The organism is Rathayibacter sp. AY1B6 (assembly GCF_002932755.1).
Taxonomy (GTDB): Bacteria; Actinomycetota; Actinomycetes; order Actinomycetales; family Microbacteriaceae; genus Rathayibacter.
The window spans coordinates 1-16,265 of sequence record NZ_PSWL01000040.1 but is presented as its reverse complement, the minus strand read 5'-3'; the positions used below and the strand labels follow the sequence as shown (position 1 = coordinate 16,265).

Below are 16,265 nucleotides of genomic sequence, written 5' to 3'. Positions count from 1 at the left end.
CGCTCGGACCGCGCCCTCGGCCCCCTCCCGCCCGGAGGCCCGCGCGTGAGGGTCACCGACACCAGCGACCTGTGGTGGCGCACGGCCGTCTTCTACAACCTGGACGTGAAGACGTTCATGGACTGGGACGACGACGGCGTCGGCGACCTCGAGGGCCTCGTCCACCGGATCGACTACCTGGCCGAGCTCGGCGTCAGCTGCCTCTGGCTCGCGCCGTTCTACCGGTCCCCCGGCCGCGACAACGGCTACGACATCAGCGACTTCTACGGAGTGGACGAGCGCTTCGGGCACCACGGCGACGTCGTCGAGGTGATCCGGACCGCCCACGACCACGGGATGCGCGTGATCGTCGACCTCGTCGTCAACCACACCTCGGACCAGCACCCCTGGTTCCTGGCCGCCCGCTCCTCCCCCGACAGCCCGTACCGCGACTACTACGTCTGGCGCGACGAGCCGCCCGCCGATCAGCCGGCGAACGTGTTCCCGGACGCGGAGGACGGCGTCTGGTTCCGCGACGAGGAGGCCGGCCAGTACTACCTGCACCACTTCTACCGGCACCAGCCGGACCTCAACACCGAGAACCCTGCCGTGCGCGACGAGATCGCGAAGCTCATCGGATTCTGGCTGCAGCTGGGCGTCGACGGCTTCCGGGTCGACGCGGTTCCGTACCTGATCGAGCCCGGCGAACGCGACGAGCACGAGTGGCTGCGCCTGCTGCGCCGCTTCGTCTCGCGGCGCTCCGGCGAGGCGATGCTGCTGGGCGAGGTCAACGTGACCCGCGAGGAGCAGCTCGGCTTCTTCGGCGGCGAGGACGCGGACGAGCTGTCGATGCAGTTCGACTTCATCGGCAATCAGCGCCTCTACCTCGCGCTGGCCCGGGAGGAGGCGGCGCCGCTCGTGGAGGCGCTCGCGAGCCGCCCCGAGATCTCCGTCGGCAGCCAGTGGGCGAACTTCGCGCGCAACCACGACGAGCTCACCCTCGACCAGCTGAGCGACGACGAGCGCGACGAGGTCTTCGCGGCGTTCGCGCCGGAGCAGTCGCAGCGGATCCACGGGCGCGGCATCGTCCGCCGCCTCCCGCCGATGGTCGACGGCGACCTCCGCCGCGTCCGCCTGGTCCACAGCCTGGTCTTCTCGCTGCCCGGGGCCCCGGTGCTGTACTACGGCGAGGAGATCGGGATGGGCGAGAACGCCGACATCCCGGGCCGCAGCGCCGTGCGGACCCCGATGCAGTGGAGCAGCGCGGCCAACGGCGGGTTCTCGCGCGCCGACGCGGCCGACCTGATCGCCGCCCCACCCGGCGGCGGCTTCGGACCCGAGCACGTGAACGCGGCCGCGCAGCTCCAGGATCCGGACTCCCTCCTGGCTCACGTGAAGGGCCTCGCCTGGCTGTACCGGCGGTCGCCCGAGATCGGCTGGGGCGAGTACACGCACCTCCCCTGCGACGAGGCGAGCGTGCTCGCGCACCGGATGTCCGCGTCGACCGGCTCGACCGTCGCGGTGCACAACCTGGCGTCGAACCCGCGCACGGCGCACCTGACGCTCCCCGACACCCCCGCCGGGGCGCGGCTGGTCGACTCGCTCGGCGGCGAGTCGCTGCCGCTCGGCGAGGACGGCACCGTGTCGGTGTCCCTCGACGGCTACGGCGCGCGCTGGTTCCGCGTGGTCACGGAGGAGTCGCGCCGGCTGGTCTGAGCGGAGCGCCGGGCTCCGGACGTCGGTCCGCCGGCCGCTCGTCGTGCGCCCGCCGCCCTTCCGACAGTCCAGGAGTCGTCGCAGTCGAGCTCGAGTGCGACAACTCCTGAGTTCTCGCGGGAGCGCACCGGGCGTGTGGCCCGAGAGTCCAGGAGTCGTCGCAGTCGAGCTCGAGTGCGACGACTCTCGGCGTTTCGACGGAGGCGGGGGCAGGGGGACGAGGGGACGAGCGCGCCACGAACGAAACGTTACGCACGGGAGCATGCGCACCCGTTGACGCCGCCATCCTCTCCCGCCTACCGTGAAGCGCAACGTTTCGTCCCTCGCCGCACCAGGAGGACCCCCATGGCGCCCACTCCGCCGAGCCACCGTGTCCTCGCGAGCGGCAGCCGCATCCCCGCGATCGGCGCCGGGACGTTCGGCTCCGACCGCTACGACGCCGAGACCGTCGGCCTCGCGGTCGAGCACTCCCTCCGCGCCGGCTTCCGCCTCCTCGACTGCGCCACCGTCTACGGCAACGAGCCGCGCGTCGGCAGGGCGATCGCCGAGTCCGGAGTCGACCGCGACGAGCTCTTCGTCATGTCGAAGATCTGGAACGACGCGCACGAGCCCGCCGCGGCAGTCGCCTCCGTCGAGCGCTCGCTCGCCGACCTCGGCCTCGACGTGCTCGACGCCGTCTTCGTGCACTGGCCCTTCCCCAACCACCACCCCCCGCACGCCGAGACCGACGCGCGCGATCCGCACGCCCGCCCGTACGTCCACGAGGCGTTCCTCGAGACCTGGCGCGCGCTCGAGAGCCTGGTCGACCGGGGACTCGTCCGGCACCTCGGCACCTCCAACGTCACGATCCCCAAGCTCGAGCGGATCCTCGCCGACGTCCGCATCGCCCCGCAGCTGAACGAGATGGAGCTGCACCCCTGCTTCCAGCAGCCGGAGCTGTTCCGCTTCTGCCTCGACCACCGCGTCCAGCCGATCGGCTACTCCCCGCTGGGCTCGCCGTCGCGGCCCGAGCGCGACCGGGTGGAGGGCGACATCGTCGACATCGAGCACCCCGCGGTGCGGGCGATCGCCGACGAGCGCGGCGTGCATCCGGCCGTCGTGTGCCTCGCCTGGGCGGTGAACCGCGGCCAGATCCCGATCCCGTTCGCGGTGAAGCCGGAGCAGATCGAGGCGAACCTGGCCGCCGCCTCCCTGGTGCTCACGGCCGAGGAGCAGGAGGCGCTGCGCGGCGCCGAGCACAACAACCGGCTGATCAAGGGCCAGGTCTTCCTCTGGCCCGGCAGCACCGGCTGGCTCGACCTGTGGGACGCCGACGGCACGATCCCGGGCTGGAGCGGCTACGGCTCGCCCAGCGCCACCCTGTGACGTGGCCACCTACAAGGACCTGCAGCGGCTGACCGGGCTCTCGCTCTCGACCATCTCGAAGCACTACAACGGGCTCCCCGTGCGCCCCGAGAACCGGGCCGCGATCGAGGCGGCGGCGGCCGAGGTCGGCTTCCGCGTCAACGGCTTCGCGCGCGGCCTGCGCTCGCGGCGCTCCCGCACGGTCGGGGTGCTGCTGCCCGCCCTCGACAACGAGTTCCACCTCTCGATCATCGCGGGCCTCGAGCGGGCGCTGCGCGAGGAGGGCATCGGCGTGCTGGTCGGCGTGAGCCGCCCGGAGCCGGGCGCGGCGGTCGACCTGCTGCTCGAGAAGATGGTCGACGGGATCGTGGCGGTGCCGTCCGCGGGCGACGTCGACGCGCTGCGCCGCGCCTCCGAGCAGGGCACCCCCGTGGTGGCCGTCGACTGGATCGACGACGCGCTGGTCACCGATCGCGTCGCGCTCGACAACGCGGGCGCCGGCGCCTCCGCCGCCCGCCACCTCCTCGACCACGGCCACCGCTCGATCGCCGTGCTCGGCGGGGAGGACGGAGTGTCCTCCACCCGGGAGCGGACGGCCGGCTTCCTCGCCGCGCTGGCCGACCGCGGCGTGCACCCCGCAGACGACGCCGTGGTCCGCGGCCCGCTGACGGTCGAGAGCGGGGTCGCCGCCGTCGAGCGGATCCTCGCCCTGAGCCCCCGGCCGACCGCCCTGTTCGCGAGCAACCGCGAGCTGACGGTCGGCGCCCTGATCGCGCTGGGCGACTCCGGACTGCGCGTGCCGGCGGACCTCTCCGTCGTCGGCTTCGACAACGTCGAGCTGGCCCGCGTGGTCCGCCCGCACCTGACCACGATCGCCCAGCCGACGGAGGCGATCGCCGCCGAGGCCGCCGCCCTCGTCCGCCTCCGCCTCGACTCCGGGGCGGAGCAGCCCGGCCCCCAGGAGCGGAGGCTCCCCGGCCGCCTGCTCGCCGGTTCGTCCGTCGCCCACCTCCACGACCTCTAGGAGCTCCTCTTGCTGACCACGACCCTCCTCCACCCCGAGATCCTGCACGCGCTCGCCCGCGCCGGCCACGGCTCCCGCGTCCTCATCGCCGACGGCAACTACCCCGTCGGCACCACGCTCGGCCCGAACTCGGCCCTGGTGCACCTGAACCTCCGGCCCGACATGCTGACCGTCGACGAGATCCTGGACGCTCTGCTCTCGGCGATCGTCGTCGAGGAGGCGACGGTCATGACCCCCGCGCCCGGGATCGACGTCCCCGCGCAGGACGCGTTCCGCCGGTCCCTCGACGGCGTCCCCTTCACCTCCCTCGAGCGGCACGCCTTCTACGCCGAGGCGCGCACGCCCGACGTCGCGCTCACCATCGCCTCGGGCGACCGCCGCATCTACGCGAACCTCATCCTCACGATCGGCGTGCGCCCGGCCGACGCCGCCTGAGCGTGCGGGCGGGGCGTCGTCCCGCCCGTCCACCGCGACTCCTCGCGAGTCGCAGGGCTCGCGAGCGAGTACCGCGACGTCCCCGGAGTCGCGCGGGCCCGGCCCCGCTCCCTGAGAGTCCACGAGGCGTTCTCACGGCCGGCATCCCTACTCTGGTCGGCGTGGATCTCGACACCCTCCTCAACATCGGCCTCGTCGTGCTGTTCGTCCTCCTCGGAGGCGTCTTCGCGGGCACCGAGATGGCCATCGTCAGCCTCCGCGAGAGCCAGGTCCGCGCGATCGAGGCCGGCAGCGAGCGCGGCCGGCGCATCGCCGAGCTGGTCCGCAACCCCAACACGTTCCTCTCCGCGGTCCAGATCGGCGTCACCCTCGCCGGCTTCTTCTCCTCGGCGTACGGCGCCTCGACCATCGCGCCCGATCTCGTGCCGCCGCTGCAGTCGCTCGGCCTCTCGGCCTCCGCCGCCTCCACCGTCGCCCTGATCCTGATGACCCTCGTCATCGCGTACCTCTCCCTGGTGCTGGGCGAGCTGGTCCCCAAGCGCCTGGCGATGCAGAAGTCCGTCACGTTCACCAAGGCTCTCGCGCCCCCGCTCAACGCCCTCGCGCGCCTGATGCGCCCCGTGATCTGGCTGCTGTCCGTCTCCACCGACGCCGTCGTCCGCCTCCTCGGCGCCGACCCGCGCGAGAAGGGCGAGAGCGTCTCGGCCGACGAGGTGCGCGACATGATCTCCAGCAACACCGAGATCCACGAGGACAGCCGCCGGCTGCTGACCGACATCTTCCGCGCGGACGACCGCCGCGTCGCCGAGGTGATGCGCCCTCGCCCGGACGTCGACTTCCTCCGCGGCGCGCTCAGCGTGGCCGAGGGCTACGCGGCGGTCCTCGACCAGCCGCACTCGCGCTACCCGGTGGTCGGCGACGACTTCGACGACGTGCTCGGCTTCGTCCACGTGCGCGACCTGATGTCCGCGTTCCCGGAGGCGGGCCGCGCCGGAACCGCGAGCAGCGTCGCCGACATCACCCGCCCGATCCTCGCGGTCCCCGGGACGACGAAGGTGCTCGCGGCGCTGCGCACCATGCGCCAGGACGGCCACCAGATCGCCGTCGTCATCGACGAGTACGGCGGGACCGACGGCATCATCACGCTGGAGGACCTGCTCGAGGAGCTCGTCGGCGAGATCTACGACGAGTACGACGGCGCCCGCCAGGCGGTCGACGCGAAGGCCGCCGAGCAGCTGCACGACGTCGACGGCGGGATGATCCTCGAAGACCTGGCGGAGCAGCTGGGCATCGAGCTGCCCGAGGGCCCGTACGAGACGGTCGGCGGGTTCGTCCTCGACCGGATCGGCCGCGTCGCCGTGGTGGGCGACTCCGTCCTCGTCGGCGACCACCTGCTCCGTGTGGCCGAGACCGACCGCTACCGCATCTCGCGGCTGACCCTCGTGCCGCAGCCGGCGTCGGAGCCGAGCGGGCCGACGACGCCCGTCGTCTGACGGGCGACCGGCCGCCCCTAGGGCAGCGGGCCCTCCACCCAGCGCGTGGCGACGCGGCCTCGGGCGCCGGGCTGCGCGATCCACAGTCCGCCGGCGTGCGGATGACGCGCCCGCTCGTCCGCCGAGAGGTCGCGCGATGCGGAGGTGACGACCGCGAGGTCCAGGTCCTCCCCCGCGAAGGCCATGCTGGAGGAGTGCGGGGCGTCGATCCTGATGCCCTCGCCCTCGACCGGGCTGCCGTCGGCCTCGAAGACCCGCACGCCGCTCCCGCCCCAGACCGCGACCCACACGCGGCCGTCGGCGTCCACGGTCAGTCCGTCGGCGAACACGCCCTCCTCGAGCTCGACGAAGGGCTCGCGCGGGCCGTGCTCGGCGTCCGCGTAGGAGCGGCGGTGGATCACGCCCGACTCGGTGTCGGCCGAGTACAGCACGGAGCCGTCCGGCGAGAAGCCGAGCCCGTTCGAGAGCCGCAGGTCGTCGTCGAGCACGGTGACGGATCCGTCGTGCTCGATGCGCAGCAGGACGTCGTCGCCCGCCGACTCGCCGAGGGTCAGCGAGCCGACGAGGAGGCGCCCCTGCGGGTCGATCGTGCCGTCGTTGAAGCGGTGCCCCTCCGGCAGCAGCTCGGAGCCGCGAGTGAGGGAGCCGTCGACCTCCAGGATCGCGAGCCGTCGGGTCAGCGCGACCAGCGTCCGCCCGTCGCCCAGCGGCAGCGCGGCGCCGACCTGCTCGCCGACGTCGGTGCGCGAGATCGCGCCGACTCCCTCCGCCGTGACGGGTGCGGAGAGGACCGCGCCGGCCTCGATGTCGACCCAGGTGAGGCGGGCGGTGTCCGGATCCCAGACGGGCCCCTCGCTGAGGACGTAGGTGGGGGTGCCCGCGGGCGTCGCGTCGATCATTCCTCCACGCTAGGCCGAGGAGGCGGGCGGCGTCAGGCCCCGCGGGACGGATCCGGGCGCGAGCCCACCGCGCCGCGCTCCGGATCCGGACCGATGAGCACCGCGCCTCGCTCCGCGTCCGGGTGGGCACCGATCCCCCGGATACACCCGTTCGGCGGTCCGTGACAAGGTGTGAATAGCCCGGCGATACGGACCCGCCCGCGGGTCTAGTGTCGTCTCGCCGCGCTCGGGACAGCGTTCCTCCGCAACGACGCCGGGGCGACAGGAAGGCGCTCGCCATGTCGACATCCACCAGTCCGCGCGGCCCGGTCCGGAGCCTCGTGCCCGCCCGCATCGACAGGCTCCCCTGGACCCGCTTCCACTGGTCGATCGTCGTCGGCCTCGGCTTCTCGTGGGTCCTGGACGGACTCGAGATCCAGATCGTCGCGTCCGCCGGCTTCGCGAAGGAGTTCGGGCTCTCGGCCTTCGAGGTCGGCCTGCTCGGGACGATCTACCTGGTCGGCCAGATCGCGGGCGCCCTCATCTTCGGCCGGCTGAGCGACAAGCTCGGGCGGCGGAAGCTGTTCATCCTGACGCTCGTCATCTACCTGGTCGCCAGCGGCCTGGCGGGACTCGCGCCGAACTACGCCTTCCTCGCCGTGTTCCGCTTCTTCGCGGGCATGGGGATCGGCGGCGAGTACGCGGCGATCAACTCCGCGATCGACGAGCTCATCCCCTCCAAGTACCGTGGCCGCGTCGACATCGCGATCAACGGCACCTACTGGGGCGGCGCGGCTCTCGGCTCCGCGGCCAACCTCTTCTTCCTGAATGACGCCCTCTTCGCCGAGAACGTCGGCTGGCGCCTCGGCTTCTTCCTCGGCCCGATCCTCGGGCTGGCGATCATCTACCTCCGCCGCCACATCCCCGAGAGCCCGCGCTGGCTGATGACCCACGGCCGCGAGGAGGAGGCGGAGCGCACCGTCGACGAGATCGAGCGCCGGGTGGAGGCCGAGGGCGGGGTGCTCGAGCCCGTCGACGACGCGAAGGCGATCACCGTGAAGGCGACGGAGAGCATCCCGTTCCGCACCATCGCCCGCGTGCTGCTGCGCCAGTACCCGAAGCGGACGCTGGTGGGCGCGACGATGATGATCACCCAGTCGTTCCTCTACAACGCGATCTTCTTCACCTACGCGCTGGTGCTGGAGAACTTCTACGGAGTCGAGCAGAGCGCGATCTCGTACTTCTTCTTCCCGTTCGCGATCGGCAACCTCGTGGGGCCGCTGGTGCTGGGCCACCTGTTCGACGTCTGGGGCCGGCGGAAGATGATCTTCCTCACCTACGGCGTCTCGGGTGCGGTCCTGGCCGTGTCCGCCGTCCTGTTCAGCATGGACGTGCTGACCGCGACGACGCAGACGATCCTCTGGTGCGTGTCGTTCTTCTTCGCCTCCGCGGGGGCCTCGAGCGCCTACCTCACCGTGAGCGAGATCTTCCCGCTCGAGCTGCGCAGCCAGGCGATCTCGTACTTCTTCACCCTCGGCCAGATCGCCGGAGCGGTCGCCCCCGCCCTCTACGGCGCCCTGATCGGCGACGGCAGCGACCGCGGCCCGCTGACGATCGGCTACTTCGTCGGCGCCGCCGTGATGATCCTCGGCGGCGTGATCGCCCTGATCTTCGGCGTCGACGCCGAGCGCCGCAGCCTCGAGAGCATCACCGAGCCGCTGTCGACGGTGAAGTCCTGAGGGCGGATCACCCTCTCCCTCCCGCGAGATGCCACTTATGACGCTCCCTGACGGCGTGTCGCCCTCACAGGTGGCATCTCGCGAGCGGAGCCGGGCGGCATGCCGCGAGATGCCAGTTGAGTACGCCACACGCCGGGCGAGGCGTACCGAAGTGGCATCTCGCGGATGAGCGCGGGGCGGAGGGGCGCGGCGCTCAGTGGCTGGGGCGGTAGCCCGTCCGATCGTCGGGGGTGATCGCGCGGAGGACGCGGGCGGGGACGCCTGCGGCGATCGTGAGCGGAGGGACGTCGCGGGTGACGACGCTGCCCGAGCGGCGGGCGGTGTCCGGATCCCAGACGGCCCCTCGCTCAAGTCCCAGTGACATGCCACCTGTGACGGTGTTCCTCGGCCTGTCCCGGACGCAGATGGCATCTCGCGGTCACCGGGCGCGCAGTCAGGGGTCGGCGCGCCCGAGCGCATCGACTCCTCGGCGACAGCGTCGCGCTGAGAACACGACGAGGAGATGGAGAACCGGCCATACAGAGAACATCGCCGCGAAACCCGGCAGTCGGGCGACGTCGACCGTTCCTGTGGAGAGCGCATCGAGACAGGCGTACGCAATCACCGACACGACCCAGGACGGGAGCGGGGCTGCGTAAGCGTGACTCTCGGTGGCCTCATGAGAGCGGCGACAGGTGGTCAGCGCGGAGGCCGTAGCTGCTACGACCAGATACAGAACGAATCCGACCATGAGCGCGCCCCCGAGGAAAGGAGCGGCAGCGAAGGTCACGGCGACCACCAGCGCTCCGATACCCGCGAAAGCCACAAGGGTCCTCATCGAATCGCCTCTCAGTTTCAACTCCTGATGGTGAGATTGCTCATGTTCTTCTGGAAGATCGACCATCGACCGGCTGCCCCGGTCAGGTGGGCGGGCCTGCCGAAGCCCCCCGGATTGTCGTTGACGATGTAGCCGTGGACACTAAGAGTGAAGGTTCCCTCACCTGGCTTCTTGAAGAAGGCGAAGGTTATTCGAGAGCCGAGGCCATCCACATGACCCTCGGCTGAATCGAACATGAAAGAGTAGGTGGGCTCGTCTGGGAAGGGCCCCACTCGCTCTTGATTGAAAGTACAGTGAAGGTCTATCAGGCCGATACTCAGGGGTAAGTCCCCTCCTGCAGCGGGAAAATCTCTTGGCGCCCCGGGTACGGGGAAATAGCAGTTGAAGCATCCGTGAAGAACCTTCTGCGCCACTCCCGGAGTTGTAGGGGGACCCCATAGTCCATGGTATAACTCCATGCGGGATCGGCTACGGGAGGGTACCTAACATCTTCCGGACTCTCGATGATTTGACGTAGATAGTCTCCATCTACCTCACAATGCGTTGAGACATCAGCACCCGATGCGTCTCTCGCCCAGGGCTTCTCCAGATAAAGCGTCTTCCCGTTCTCGAGGAAAAGATAAACACTTCCATCGACGTTGTCGAGATGACTCTCGATATGGAAGGAAACCCGCATCTCATCGAGATGCTCGGAGTTGTACGTTGAGAAGAGAATCTGCGCTCCCGTCGGAGTGGAACGGATAGCAGTCGCAAACTCGTTATTAGGCGTTGAGAACTAAGTGAAGTCGTCTTGCGCGGAGCGCTCCTGCTCCGCGCCTGAACTCAAAGCCAGATCAACGGAAGAAGTTTGATCGATAGTGGTCACAGAGACAGCCGGACCAGCAAGACCCTCGAATGCAGTAGCGCTCGGGCCGAGACTTATAGTGGTTTCAGGGGATGATGGAAGCAGGAGTTCGCGCGCAAGTGATTGCATGAGAACGATCGGATCGCCGCGCACGTCTGCTGGCCGACCTGCCGCCACAGGGGCCCCGATACCGACGGCGACGAGTAGTGCCACAATTGCCTTGGACTTTCTTAACCGCATAAAGCTCCTATGATTGTTCGGAGATAATGCGACCTATCCTCACATCCCGGGGCCATCGATCGTCGAGATGGCGCCCTATGGAGCCTCATGGCACGCTGCGTTGATCGAGATGCTCTTCGTCTCGGTGACGCCAGCTCGGCCACGCGCCTTCGCTCAGTGGCTGGGGCGGTAGCCCGTCCGGTCGTCGGGGGTGATCGCGCGGAGGACGCGGGCGGGGACGCCGGCGGCGATCGTGAGCGGAGGGACGTCGCGGGTGACGACGCTGCCGGAGCCGATCACGGCCCCGGCGCCGATGGTGACGCCCTGGTTGATCGTGACGCCGCCGCCGATCCAGACGCCGTCACCGACGACGACCGGCTTCGCGGTGCAGGCGCCGGCCGCCCGCTCGGCCGGGTCGAGCGCGTGGTTCGAGGTGTAGATCGAGACCCGCGGCCCGAAGAGGACGTCGTCGCCGATCGTGATGGGGGCGCCGTCGAGGAGGATGCAGTCGAAGTTCGCGTAGAAGCGGTCGCCGATCGTGATGTTGAACCCGAACTCGCAGCGGAACGTCGGCTCGAGATGCGTGTCCGCGCCCACCGAGGCGACGAGCTCGCGGAGCAGAGCCACCCGCTCGACCGGCGGGCGCCCGAAGCTCGCGTTGTAGGCGTTCGAGGCGAGCACCGCCCGCTCGCGCGCGGCGACGAGCTCGGGGGTCATGTCGTCGTACACGGCGCCGGTCAGGATGTGCGCGCGCTGGTCCTCGAGGGTCATCGTCGTCCGTTCGTCGGTGTCGGCGCCCCGACGGGCGCTCGCGCCCACGGTACGGGACCGCGCGGCGTCAGCCCACGTGCACGCCAGGGCGGCGGTCGCGGCGCGACTCGGCGCGGCGGAGCACCTCGCGGGTGACGGGGGCGACCTCGCCGGTGCCGGTGATGAGGAAGCGGAACATGTTGGAGAGGGGGCCGCCCTCGGTCCACTCGAAGTAGACGTCCGGGATCACGCCGGTGAGGTCGCGGATCTCGAGCAGCACCGTGGCGATGGTGTTCGGGATGTTGCCGCTGGTGACCGTGAGCACGCGGAAGCCGTGGCAGACGCGGCCCTGCACGACCAGGTCCTCCTCGAAGTCGGAGGAGTCGGTGGTGTGCACCTCGAGGAAGAGCACCGGACCGCGCATCGGCAGGTTGCTGTCGCGCTGCTCCTCCGCCAGCTTGTCCCGGTACTCGGCCTCGGAGCCGTCGTCGGGCTCGTTCGCGAGGATGCGGATCACGCCGTAGTCGTCGGCGTCCGTGGTGAGGAAGTCGATCGCGGCGGCGTCGAACACCACGGAGGTGGCGCGCAGCTGGAACGAGCGGTGCACGCGCGAGACGAGCGAGACCGCGAGGATGCCGACGATGAAGACCGCCGCGATCCGCACGCCGTCGGGCCGCTCGACCACGTTGACCACCGTCGTGTAGACGAAGACCAGCGCGATGACCGCGAAGCCCACCGCCCGCTTGCGCTGCTTCTTGCGCTTCGCCGAGAGGAACACCGCGACGGACGCGGAGGTGATCAGCACCAGCACGCCGGTCGCGTAGGCCCCGCCCTGGGCGTCGACGTCGGCGCGGAAGAGGATCGTGATGACGAAGGCGACGACGGTGAAGACCAGCACGAGCGGACGCACGGCGCCGGCCCACTGCGGCGCCATGCCGTAGCGGGGCAGGTAGCGCGGGACGATGTTGAGCAGGCCGGCCAGGGCGGAGGCGCCCGCGAACCAGAGGATGCAGATCGTCGCGATGTCGTAGACCGTGCCGAAGCCCTCGCCGAGGTACTCGTGGGCGAGGTAGGCCAGCGCTCGGCCGTTCGCCTCGCCGCCGGGCTGGAACTGCGCCTGCGGGATGAGCAGCGTGGTCACGAAGCTCGAGGTGATGAGGAACGCCGACATCGTGACGGCGGCGGTGATGAGCAGCCGCTTCGCCCCGCGGATGCGGCCGACGGGGGCGTCCTCGGTGTCTTCCGCGTCGCCGCGGATCTGCGGCATGACCGCGACGCCGGTCTCGAAGCCGGAGAGCCCGAGCGCGAGCTTGGGGAACACGATGAGCGCGATGCCGACCATGATCAGCGGATTCCCGTGCTGGGTCGTGAGCGCCGACCACCAGTCGCCGATGACGACGGGGTTCTCGGCCACGTGCCCGATCGCCACGGCGATCACGATGGCGTTGAGCAGGAGGAACACGGCCACGAGCACGACCGCGATCGAGATGGCCTCGCGGAACCCGCGGAGGAACACGATCCCCAGCAGGGCGATCAGGCCCAGCGTGAGCGGCACCTCGGCCCCGTGGAACCAGGCCGGGGCGAACGGGTTCTCCACCGCGTGTGCCGTCGCGTCGGCCGCGGAGAGGGTGATCGTGATCATGAAGTCGGTGGCCGCGAACCCCAGCAGCACGAGGACGAAGAGCTTGCCGCCCCACCAGGGCAGCAGGCGCTCCAGCATCGCGATCGACCCCTCGCCGCGGAAGCTCTCGCGGGCCACGCGGCGGTAGACGGGGAGCGCGCCGAGGAGGGTCAGGACCACCAGGACGATCGTCGCGAGCGGCGAGACCAGGCCCGCGGCGAGCGCCGCGATCGCGGGCTGGTAGCCGAGGGTGGAGAAGTAGTCGACCCCGGTGAGGCACATGACGCGCCACCACGAGTGCGTCTTCCCGGTGGCCGCGTGGGGCCCGGGGTGGGCTCCGGAGTCGTCGCGGAGGCCCTCGAGGAGCCACGCCTTCACCCCGCCCGCGCGCGCGGAGGAGAGAGGGGAGGGTTCGAGGGCGTCGGGGTCGCCACGGACGACGGAAGAGGTCACTGGATGTTTCTACTCGCCGTGAGGAGCGCGCCCGCCCGGAATGAGCGGATCCTCACGCTTTCCTCACGGGTAATCGGCTGTGGAGGGACGTCGGCGCGCGATCCCGCGTCGTGAGGGCGTCGCGAGCGTCGTGTGAGCGGACCGTGCGGATGGGCCCGGTACGCGTCCGCGTTCCGTCAGGACCCCCGCCCACTCGCCGCCGCGGGCCGACTATGGCGCTCGTGCACCTGCTCCTCCGCCTCCTCGACTCCGGGCCCCGCTGGGGCCGCCACACCATCGGCACGAGCCGGTACGGCGTCGTCCGGAGCGAGCTCGTGGTCGTCGCGCCCGGCACCTCCGTCGAGGAACGGAGGCGCCTGCGCCTGCACGCGGCCGGTCCGCAGCTGGTCGTGGTCGCGATGGCCGCCGGCGCGGTCGGGACCCTCGCGCTCGACCGGCTGTCCCTCCTCCTGCTGGCCGCGCTCGCCCTGCCGACCGCGTCGCTCCTGCTCCTCTCGGCCCGCTCGACCCGCCGCCTCCGCCGGGCCTGCGCCCGCCGGCTCGTGATCGCGGACGTCGACTCCCCCGCCGTCGCCGAGCTGGCGGCGATCGCGGCCGTGCTGCGGCGGGCCGACCGGCTGCTCGACACCGGCGCCCTCACTCCGCTCGAGCACGAGGAGGTGTGGGCCTGCGCCCACGACCGGGTCGCGGGCCGCGTGGCTGACCGCCGCTCCCAGCCCCGGGCGGGAGGATCGGGGACGTCCGCCATCGATGGGAGCACCTCATGACCACACCGCGCCGCGCACTGATCCTCGTCGACGTGCAGCAGGAGTACTTCAGCGGTCCGCTCGAGATCCAGTACCCGCCGCACGCGCAGTCGCTGCCGAGGATCGCCGCCGCACTCGACTCCGCCGCCGCCGCGGGCCTCCCGATCGCCGTCGTCCAGCACAGCGCGGGCGAGGGCGCGCCGATCTTCGACCCGTCGGGCCCGTCGTTCGCGCTGCACCCGGAGATCGAGAAGCGCCGCTCGGACTCGTGGAAGAACGTCACGAAGCAGTTCGGCACGGTCTTCGCGGGCACCGACCTGCTCGACTGGCTGCGCGAGCACGACGTCGACACGATCACCCTCGTCGGCTACATGACCAACAACTGCATCCTCGCCTCGGCCGCCGAGGCGGAGACGCACGGGCTCCGCGCCGAGGTCCTCTCGGACGCGACGGGCGCGATCGCGATCACGAACGACGCGGGCTCGATCGACGCGCACTCCCTGCACACCACGCTGATGGCGCTGCTCAACTCGAACTTCGCCGCCGTCGCTCCGACCACCGTCTGGATCTCGGCGCTGAAGGGCGAGTACACGCTCCCCATGAGCACCCTGCCCGAGTCGGCGACGGCGGGCGCCGCACGCTGACCCCCGGGCCGCGCTGACGGGCACGACTCCGGCCTGATCGGCCGCCTCTACTCTCGGGGCATGGCCCTTCTGCACCGCGCGACGATCACCCCCGGGAAGCTCGAGATCGTGGAGACCTGGGCGCCGACGCAGCCCTGGTGCGAGGGCGGCGGATTCACGCAGCTCGGCGCCTACCGGTTCGACGACCCCGATGGCGAGGTGGGAGTGGAGACGCTCATCGTCCAGTCGAGCGGGCAGCCGCCGCTCCAGGTGCCGCTGACCTACCGCGGGTCGCCTCTCGTCGGCGGTGACGCGCATCTCCTGGCGACCGTCGAGCACACCGTCCTCGGCCGTCGCTGGGTCTACGACGGGGCCGGCGACCCGGTGGCGGTCGCCGCCTTCGCCGCGGCGATCCGCACCGGCGCCCGGGAGGTCGAGCAGTACTTCGAGGAGGACGGGAAGCGCGTCATGCGTCCGTCGACCGCCACGGTGCAGGGCAGCGGATCAGGCGCCGGAGCGTCCGGTCCGCCGTCGACGGTGCTCGTCCGCAGCGACGCACGGACCACCACGACCTCGGCCGACGGCCTGACTCTCGTTCTCGCACGGGTGCTCGCGCCGCCGTTCCTGGAGGGCGTGGACCGGCTGACCGGCACCTGGAGCGAGGCGCTCCCCGTCACCCTCGCCGTCCTGGCCTGAGGCGGCTCCGGCGGTCCGCCGCCATCCGTCGCCCGGGTCGTGGTCGACGGATGGCGGCGCCTCGGGAGGAACTGCTCACCGGCCCCTCGCGGCGCGGTGCCGCGGCGATCCGAAGGGGACTAGTCGTTCAGGTGCGCGATGGCGTAGTCGGCCTCGTCGCTCGTGAACTGCTCCCCGTACTCGCTGGTCAGCTGGTCGCGGATGGCCTCCGGCGCCATCGCCATCTGAGCCTGGTAGTCCTTCGCCTTCGCCAGCGCGTTGGCGTTCCAGTCGGCGGAGACGGTGTCCACCGCGTACTGCGCGGCCTCCGGCGAGAACTGCTCCCCGTACTCGGAGGTGAGCTGGCCGTACAGGCCCGCCTTGCTCATGTGGAGCATCTCGGAGTAGCTCTGCGCCTTGATGAGCGCCGAGGCGGACTCGGGCGAGACCTGTGCAGCCGCTGCCGTCTCGACAGGCGCGGGGGCGGGCGCGGCCGTCTCGACCGGGGCTGCTGTCTCGACGGGTGCGGGCTCCGCGGTCTCGACGACCGCCGCCTCCTCCGTGGCCGGCGCGACGGGAGCGGTCGTGGGCTGGGACGACTCGACGATCACGGCCGCCGGGCGGTCGCTCGAGGCCGAGTTCACGGCGGCTCCGAAGCCGATGGTCGTCAGCAGCGAGGCGAGGACGGCGAGACCGCCGAGGACGACGCCGGTGATCGACATCGCCTTGGACTGGCCGCGGCGCAGGGCGAGGACGCCCAGGACGACGGCGGCGATCCCGACGAGTGCTCCGAAGACCGGCACGAGGCCGACGAGGAACGCGACGATGCCGACGACGAGTGCGGCGATGGCGAGGCCGGCGGGGCCGGTCTTCGGAGCACTCGTCGGGATCGCCGCCGTCGTCCTGGGC

At 71.0% G+C, this 16,265-nt stretch carries 15 protein-coding genes; 9 read left to right on the top strand and 6 right to left on the bottom strand.

The features are described 5' to 3' along the window. The 5 genes from C5D08_RS16210 to C5D08_RS16190 all read left to right on the top strand — a co-directional run. Window positions 1-1,695, top strand: a 1,695-nt coding sequence (locus C5D08_RS16210) for an alpha-amylase family protein (RefSeq protein WP_374954148.1), incomplete at its 5' end; no start/stop codon positions are given. Window positions 1,696-2,040: 345 nt separating this feature from the next. Beyond that, window positions 2,041-3,060: an aldo/keto reductase gene (locus C5D08_RS16205; RefSeq protein ID WP_104277892.1), complete on the top strand. Its 1,020-nt coding sequence runs from the start codon at window positions 2,041-2,043 to the stop codon at window positions 3,058-3,060. Between the two features lies 1 nt (window position 3,061). Further along, window positions 3,062-4,063, top strand: coding sequence for a LacI family DNA-binding transcriptional regulator (locus C5D08_RS16200; protein WP_104277891.1), 1,002 nt, complete (start codon window positions 3,062-3,064; stop codon window positions 4,061-4,063). Between the two features lie 9 nt (window positions 4,064-4,072). Further along, window positions 4,073-4,498: an RbsD/FucU family protein gene (locus tag C5D08_RS16195; protein WP_104277890.1), complete on the top strand. Its 426-nt coding sequence runs from the start codon at window positions 4,073-4,075 to the stop codon at window positions 4,496-4,498. Between the two features lie 161 nt (window positions 4,499-4,659). After that, a complete protein-coding gene (locus tag C5D08_RS16190) occupies window positions 4,660-5,991 on the top strand; it encodes a hemolysin family protein (protein WP_104277889.1) in 1,332 nt (443 codons plus the stop codon). Between the two features lie 17 nt (window positions 5,992-6,008). Here the strand turns inward: C5D08_RS16190 and C5D08_RS16185 are convergent, their stop codons facing one another. Continuing rightward, complete coding sequence (locus C5D08_RS16185; RefSeq protein WP_104277888.1) at window positions 6,009-6,890, bottom strand: SMP-30/gluconolactonase/LRE family protein; 882 nt, start codon at window positions 6,888-6,890, stop codon at window positions 6,009-6,011. 278 nt (window positions 6,891-7,168) lie between these two features. On the opposite strand from C5D08_RS16185, the gene C5D08_RS16180 reads away from it, so the two are divergent. Continuing rightward, a complete protein-coding gene (locus C5D08_RS16180; protein ID WP_104277887.1) occupies window positions 7,169-8,608 on the top strand; it encodes an MFS transporter in 1,440 nt (479 codons plus the stop codon). A 193-nt stretch (window positions 8,609-8,801) separates the two neighbouring features. Here C5D08_RS16180 and C5D08_RS16175 read toward each other — a convergent pair whose 3' ends face one another. The 4 genes from C5D08_RS16175 to C5D08_RS16160 all read right to left on the bottom strand — a co-directional run bounded on the left by C5D08_RS16175 (window position 8,802) and on the right by C5D08_RS16160 (window position 13,312). Continuing rightward, entirely contained in the window at window positions 8,802-8,972 is a 171-nt protein-coding gene (locus tag C5D08_RS16175; protein ID WP_219812892.1) for a hypothetical protein, read from the bottom strand. A gap of 470 nt (window positions 8,973-9,442) precedes the next feature. After that, the gene (locus C5D08_RS16810; protein WP_146086165.1) at window positions 9,443-9,661 is read right to left on the bottom strand and encodes a hypothetical protein; all 219 of its coding nucleotides are present in this window, start codon (window positions 9,659-9,661) and stop codon (window positions 9,443-9,445) included. A gap of 1,001 nt (window positions 9,662-10,662) precedes the next feature. Further along, a complete protein-coding gene (locus C5D08_RS17515) occupies window positions 10,663-11,259 on the bottom strand; it encodes a sugar O-acetyltransferase (protein WP_104277885.1) in 597 nt (198 codons plus the stop codon). A 67-nt stretch (window positions 11,260-11,326) separates the two neighbouring features. Next, complete coding sequence (locus tag C5D08_RS16160) at window positions 11,327-13,312, bottom strand: amino acid permease (RefSeq protein WP_374953962.1); 1,986 nt, start codon at window positions 13,310-13,312, stop codon at window positions 11,327-11,329. A gap of 221 nt (window positions 13,313-13,533) precedes the next feature. Between C5D08_RS16160 and C5D08_RS16155 the strand changes: the two genes are divergently transcribed. The 3 genes from C5D08_RS16155 to C5D08_RS16145 are packed head-to-tail and all read left to right on the top strand — an operon-like array spanning window position 13,534 to window position 15,377. Continuing rightward, window positions 13,534-14,079 carry a DUF6611 family protein gene (locus tag C5D08_RS16155; RefSeq protein ID WP_146082656.1) on the top strand — a complete coding sequence of 182 codons (546 nt, stop codon included), beginning with the start codon at window positions 13,534-13,536 and terminating at the stop codon, window positions 14,077-14,079. After that, entirely contained in the window at window positions 14,076-14,702 is a 627-nt protein-coding gene (locus C5D08_RS16150) for an isochorismatase family protein (protein ID WP_104277883.1), read from the top strand. The genes C5D08_RS16155 and C5D08_RS16150 overlap by 4 nt, the downstream gene beginning before the upstream one ends. 60 nt (window positions 14,703-14,762) lie before the next feature. Beyond that, window positions 14,763-15,377, top strand: coding sequence for a hypothetical protein (locus C5D08_RS16145; protein ID WP_104277882.1), 615 nt, complete (start codon window positions 14,763-14,765; stop codon window positions 15,375-15,377). A 119-nt stretch (window positions 15,378-15,496) separates the two neighbouring features. On the opposite strand, the gene C5D08_RS16140 is transcribed toward C5D08_RS16145, so the two are convergent. Next, window positions 15,497-16,265, bottom strand: a 769-nt coding sequence (locus C5D08_RS16140; RefSeq protein WP_258067439.1) for an Ltp family lipoprotein, incomplete at its 5' end; no start/stop codon positions are given.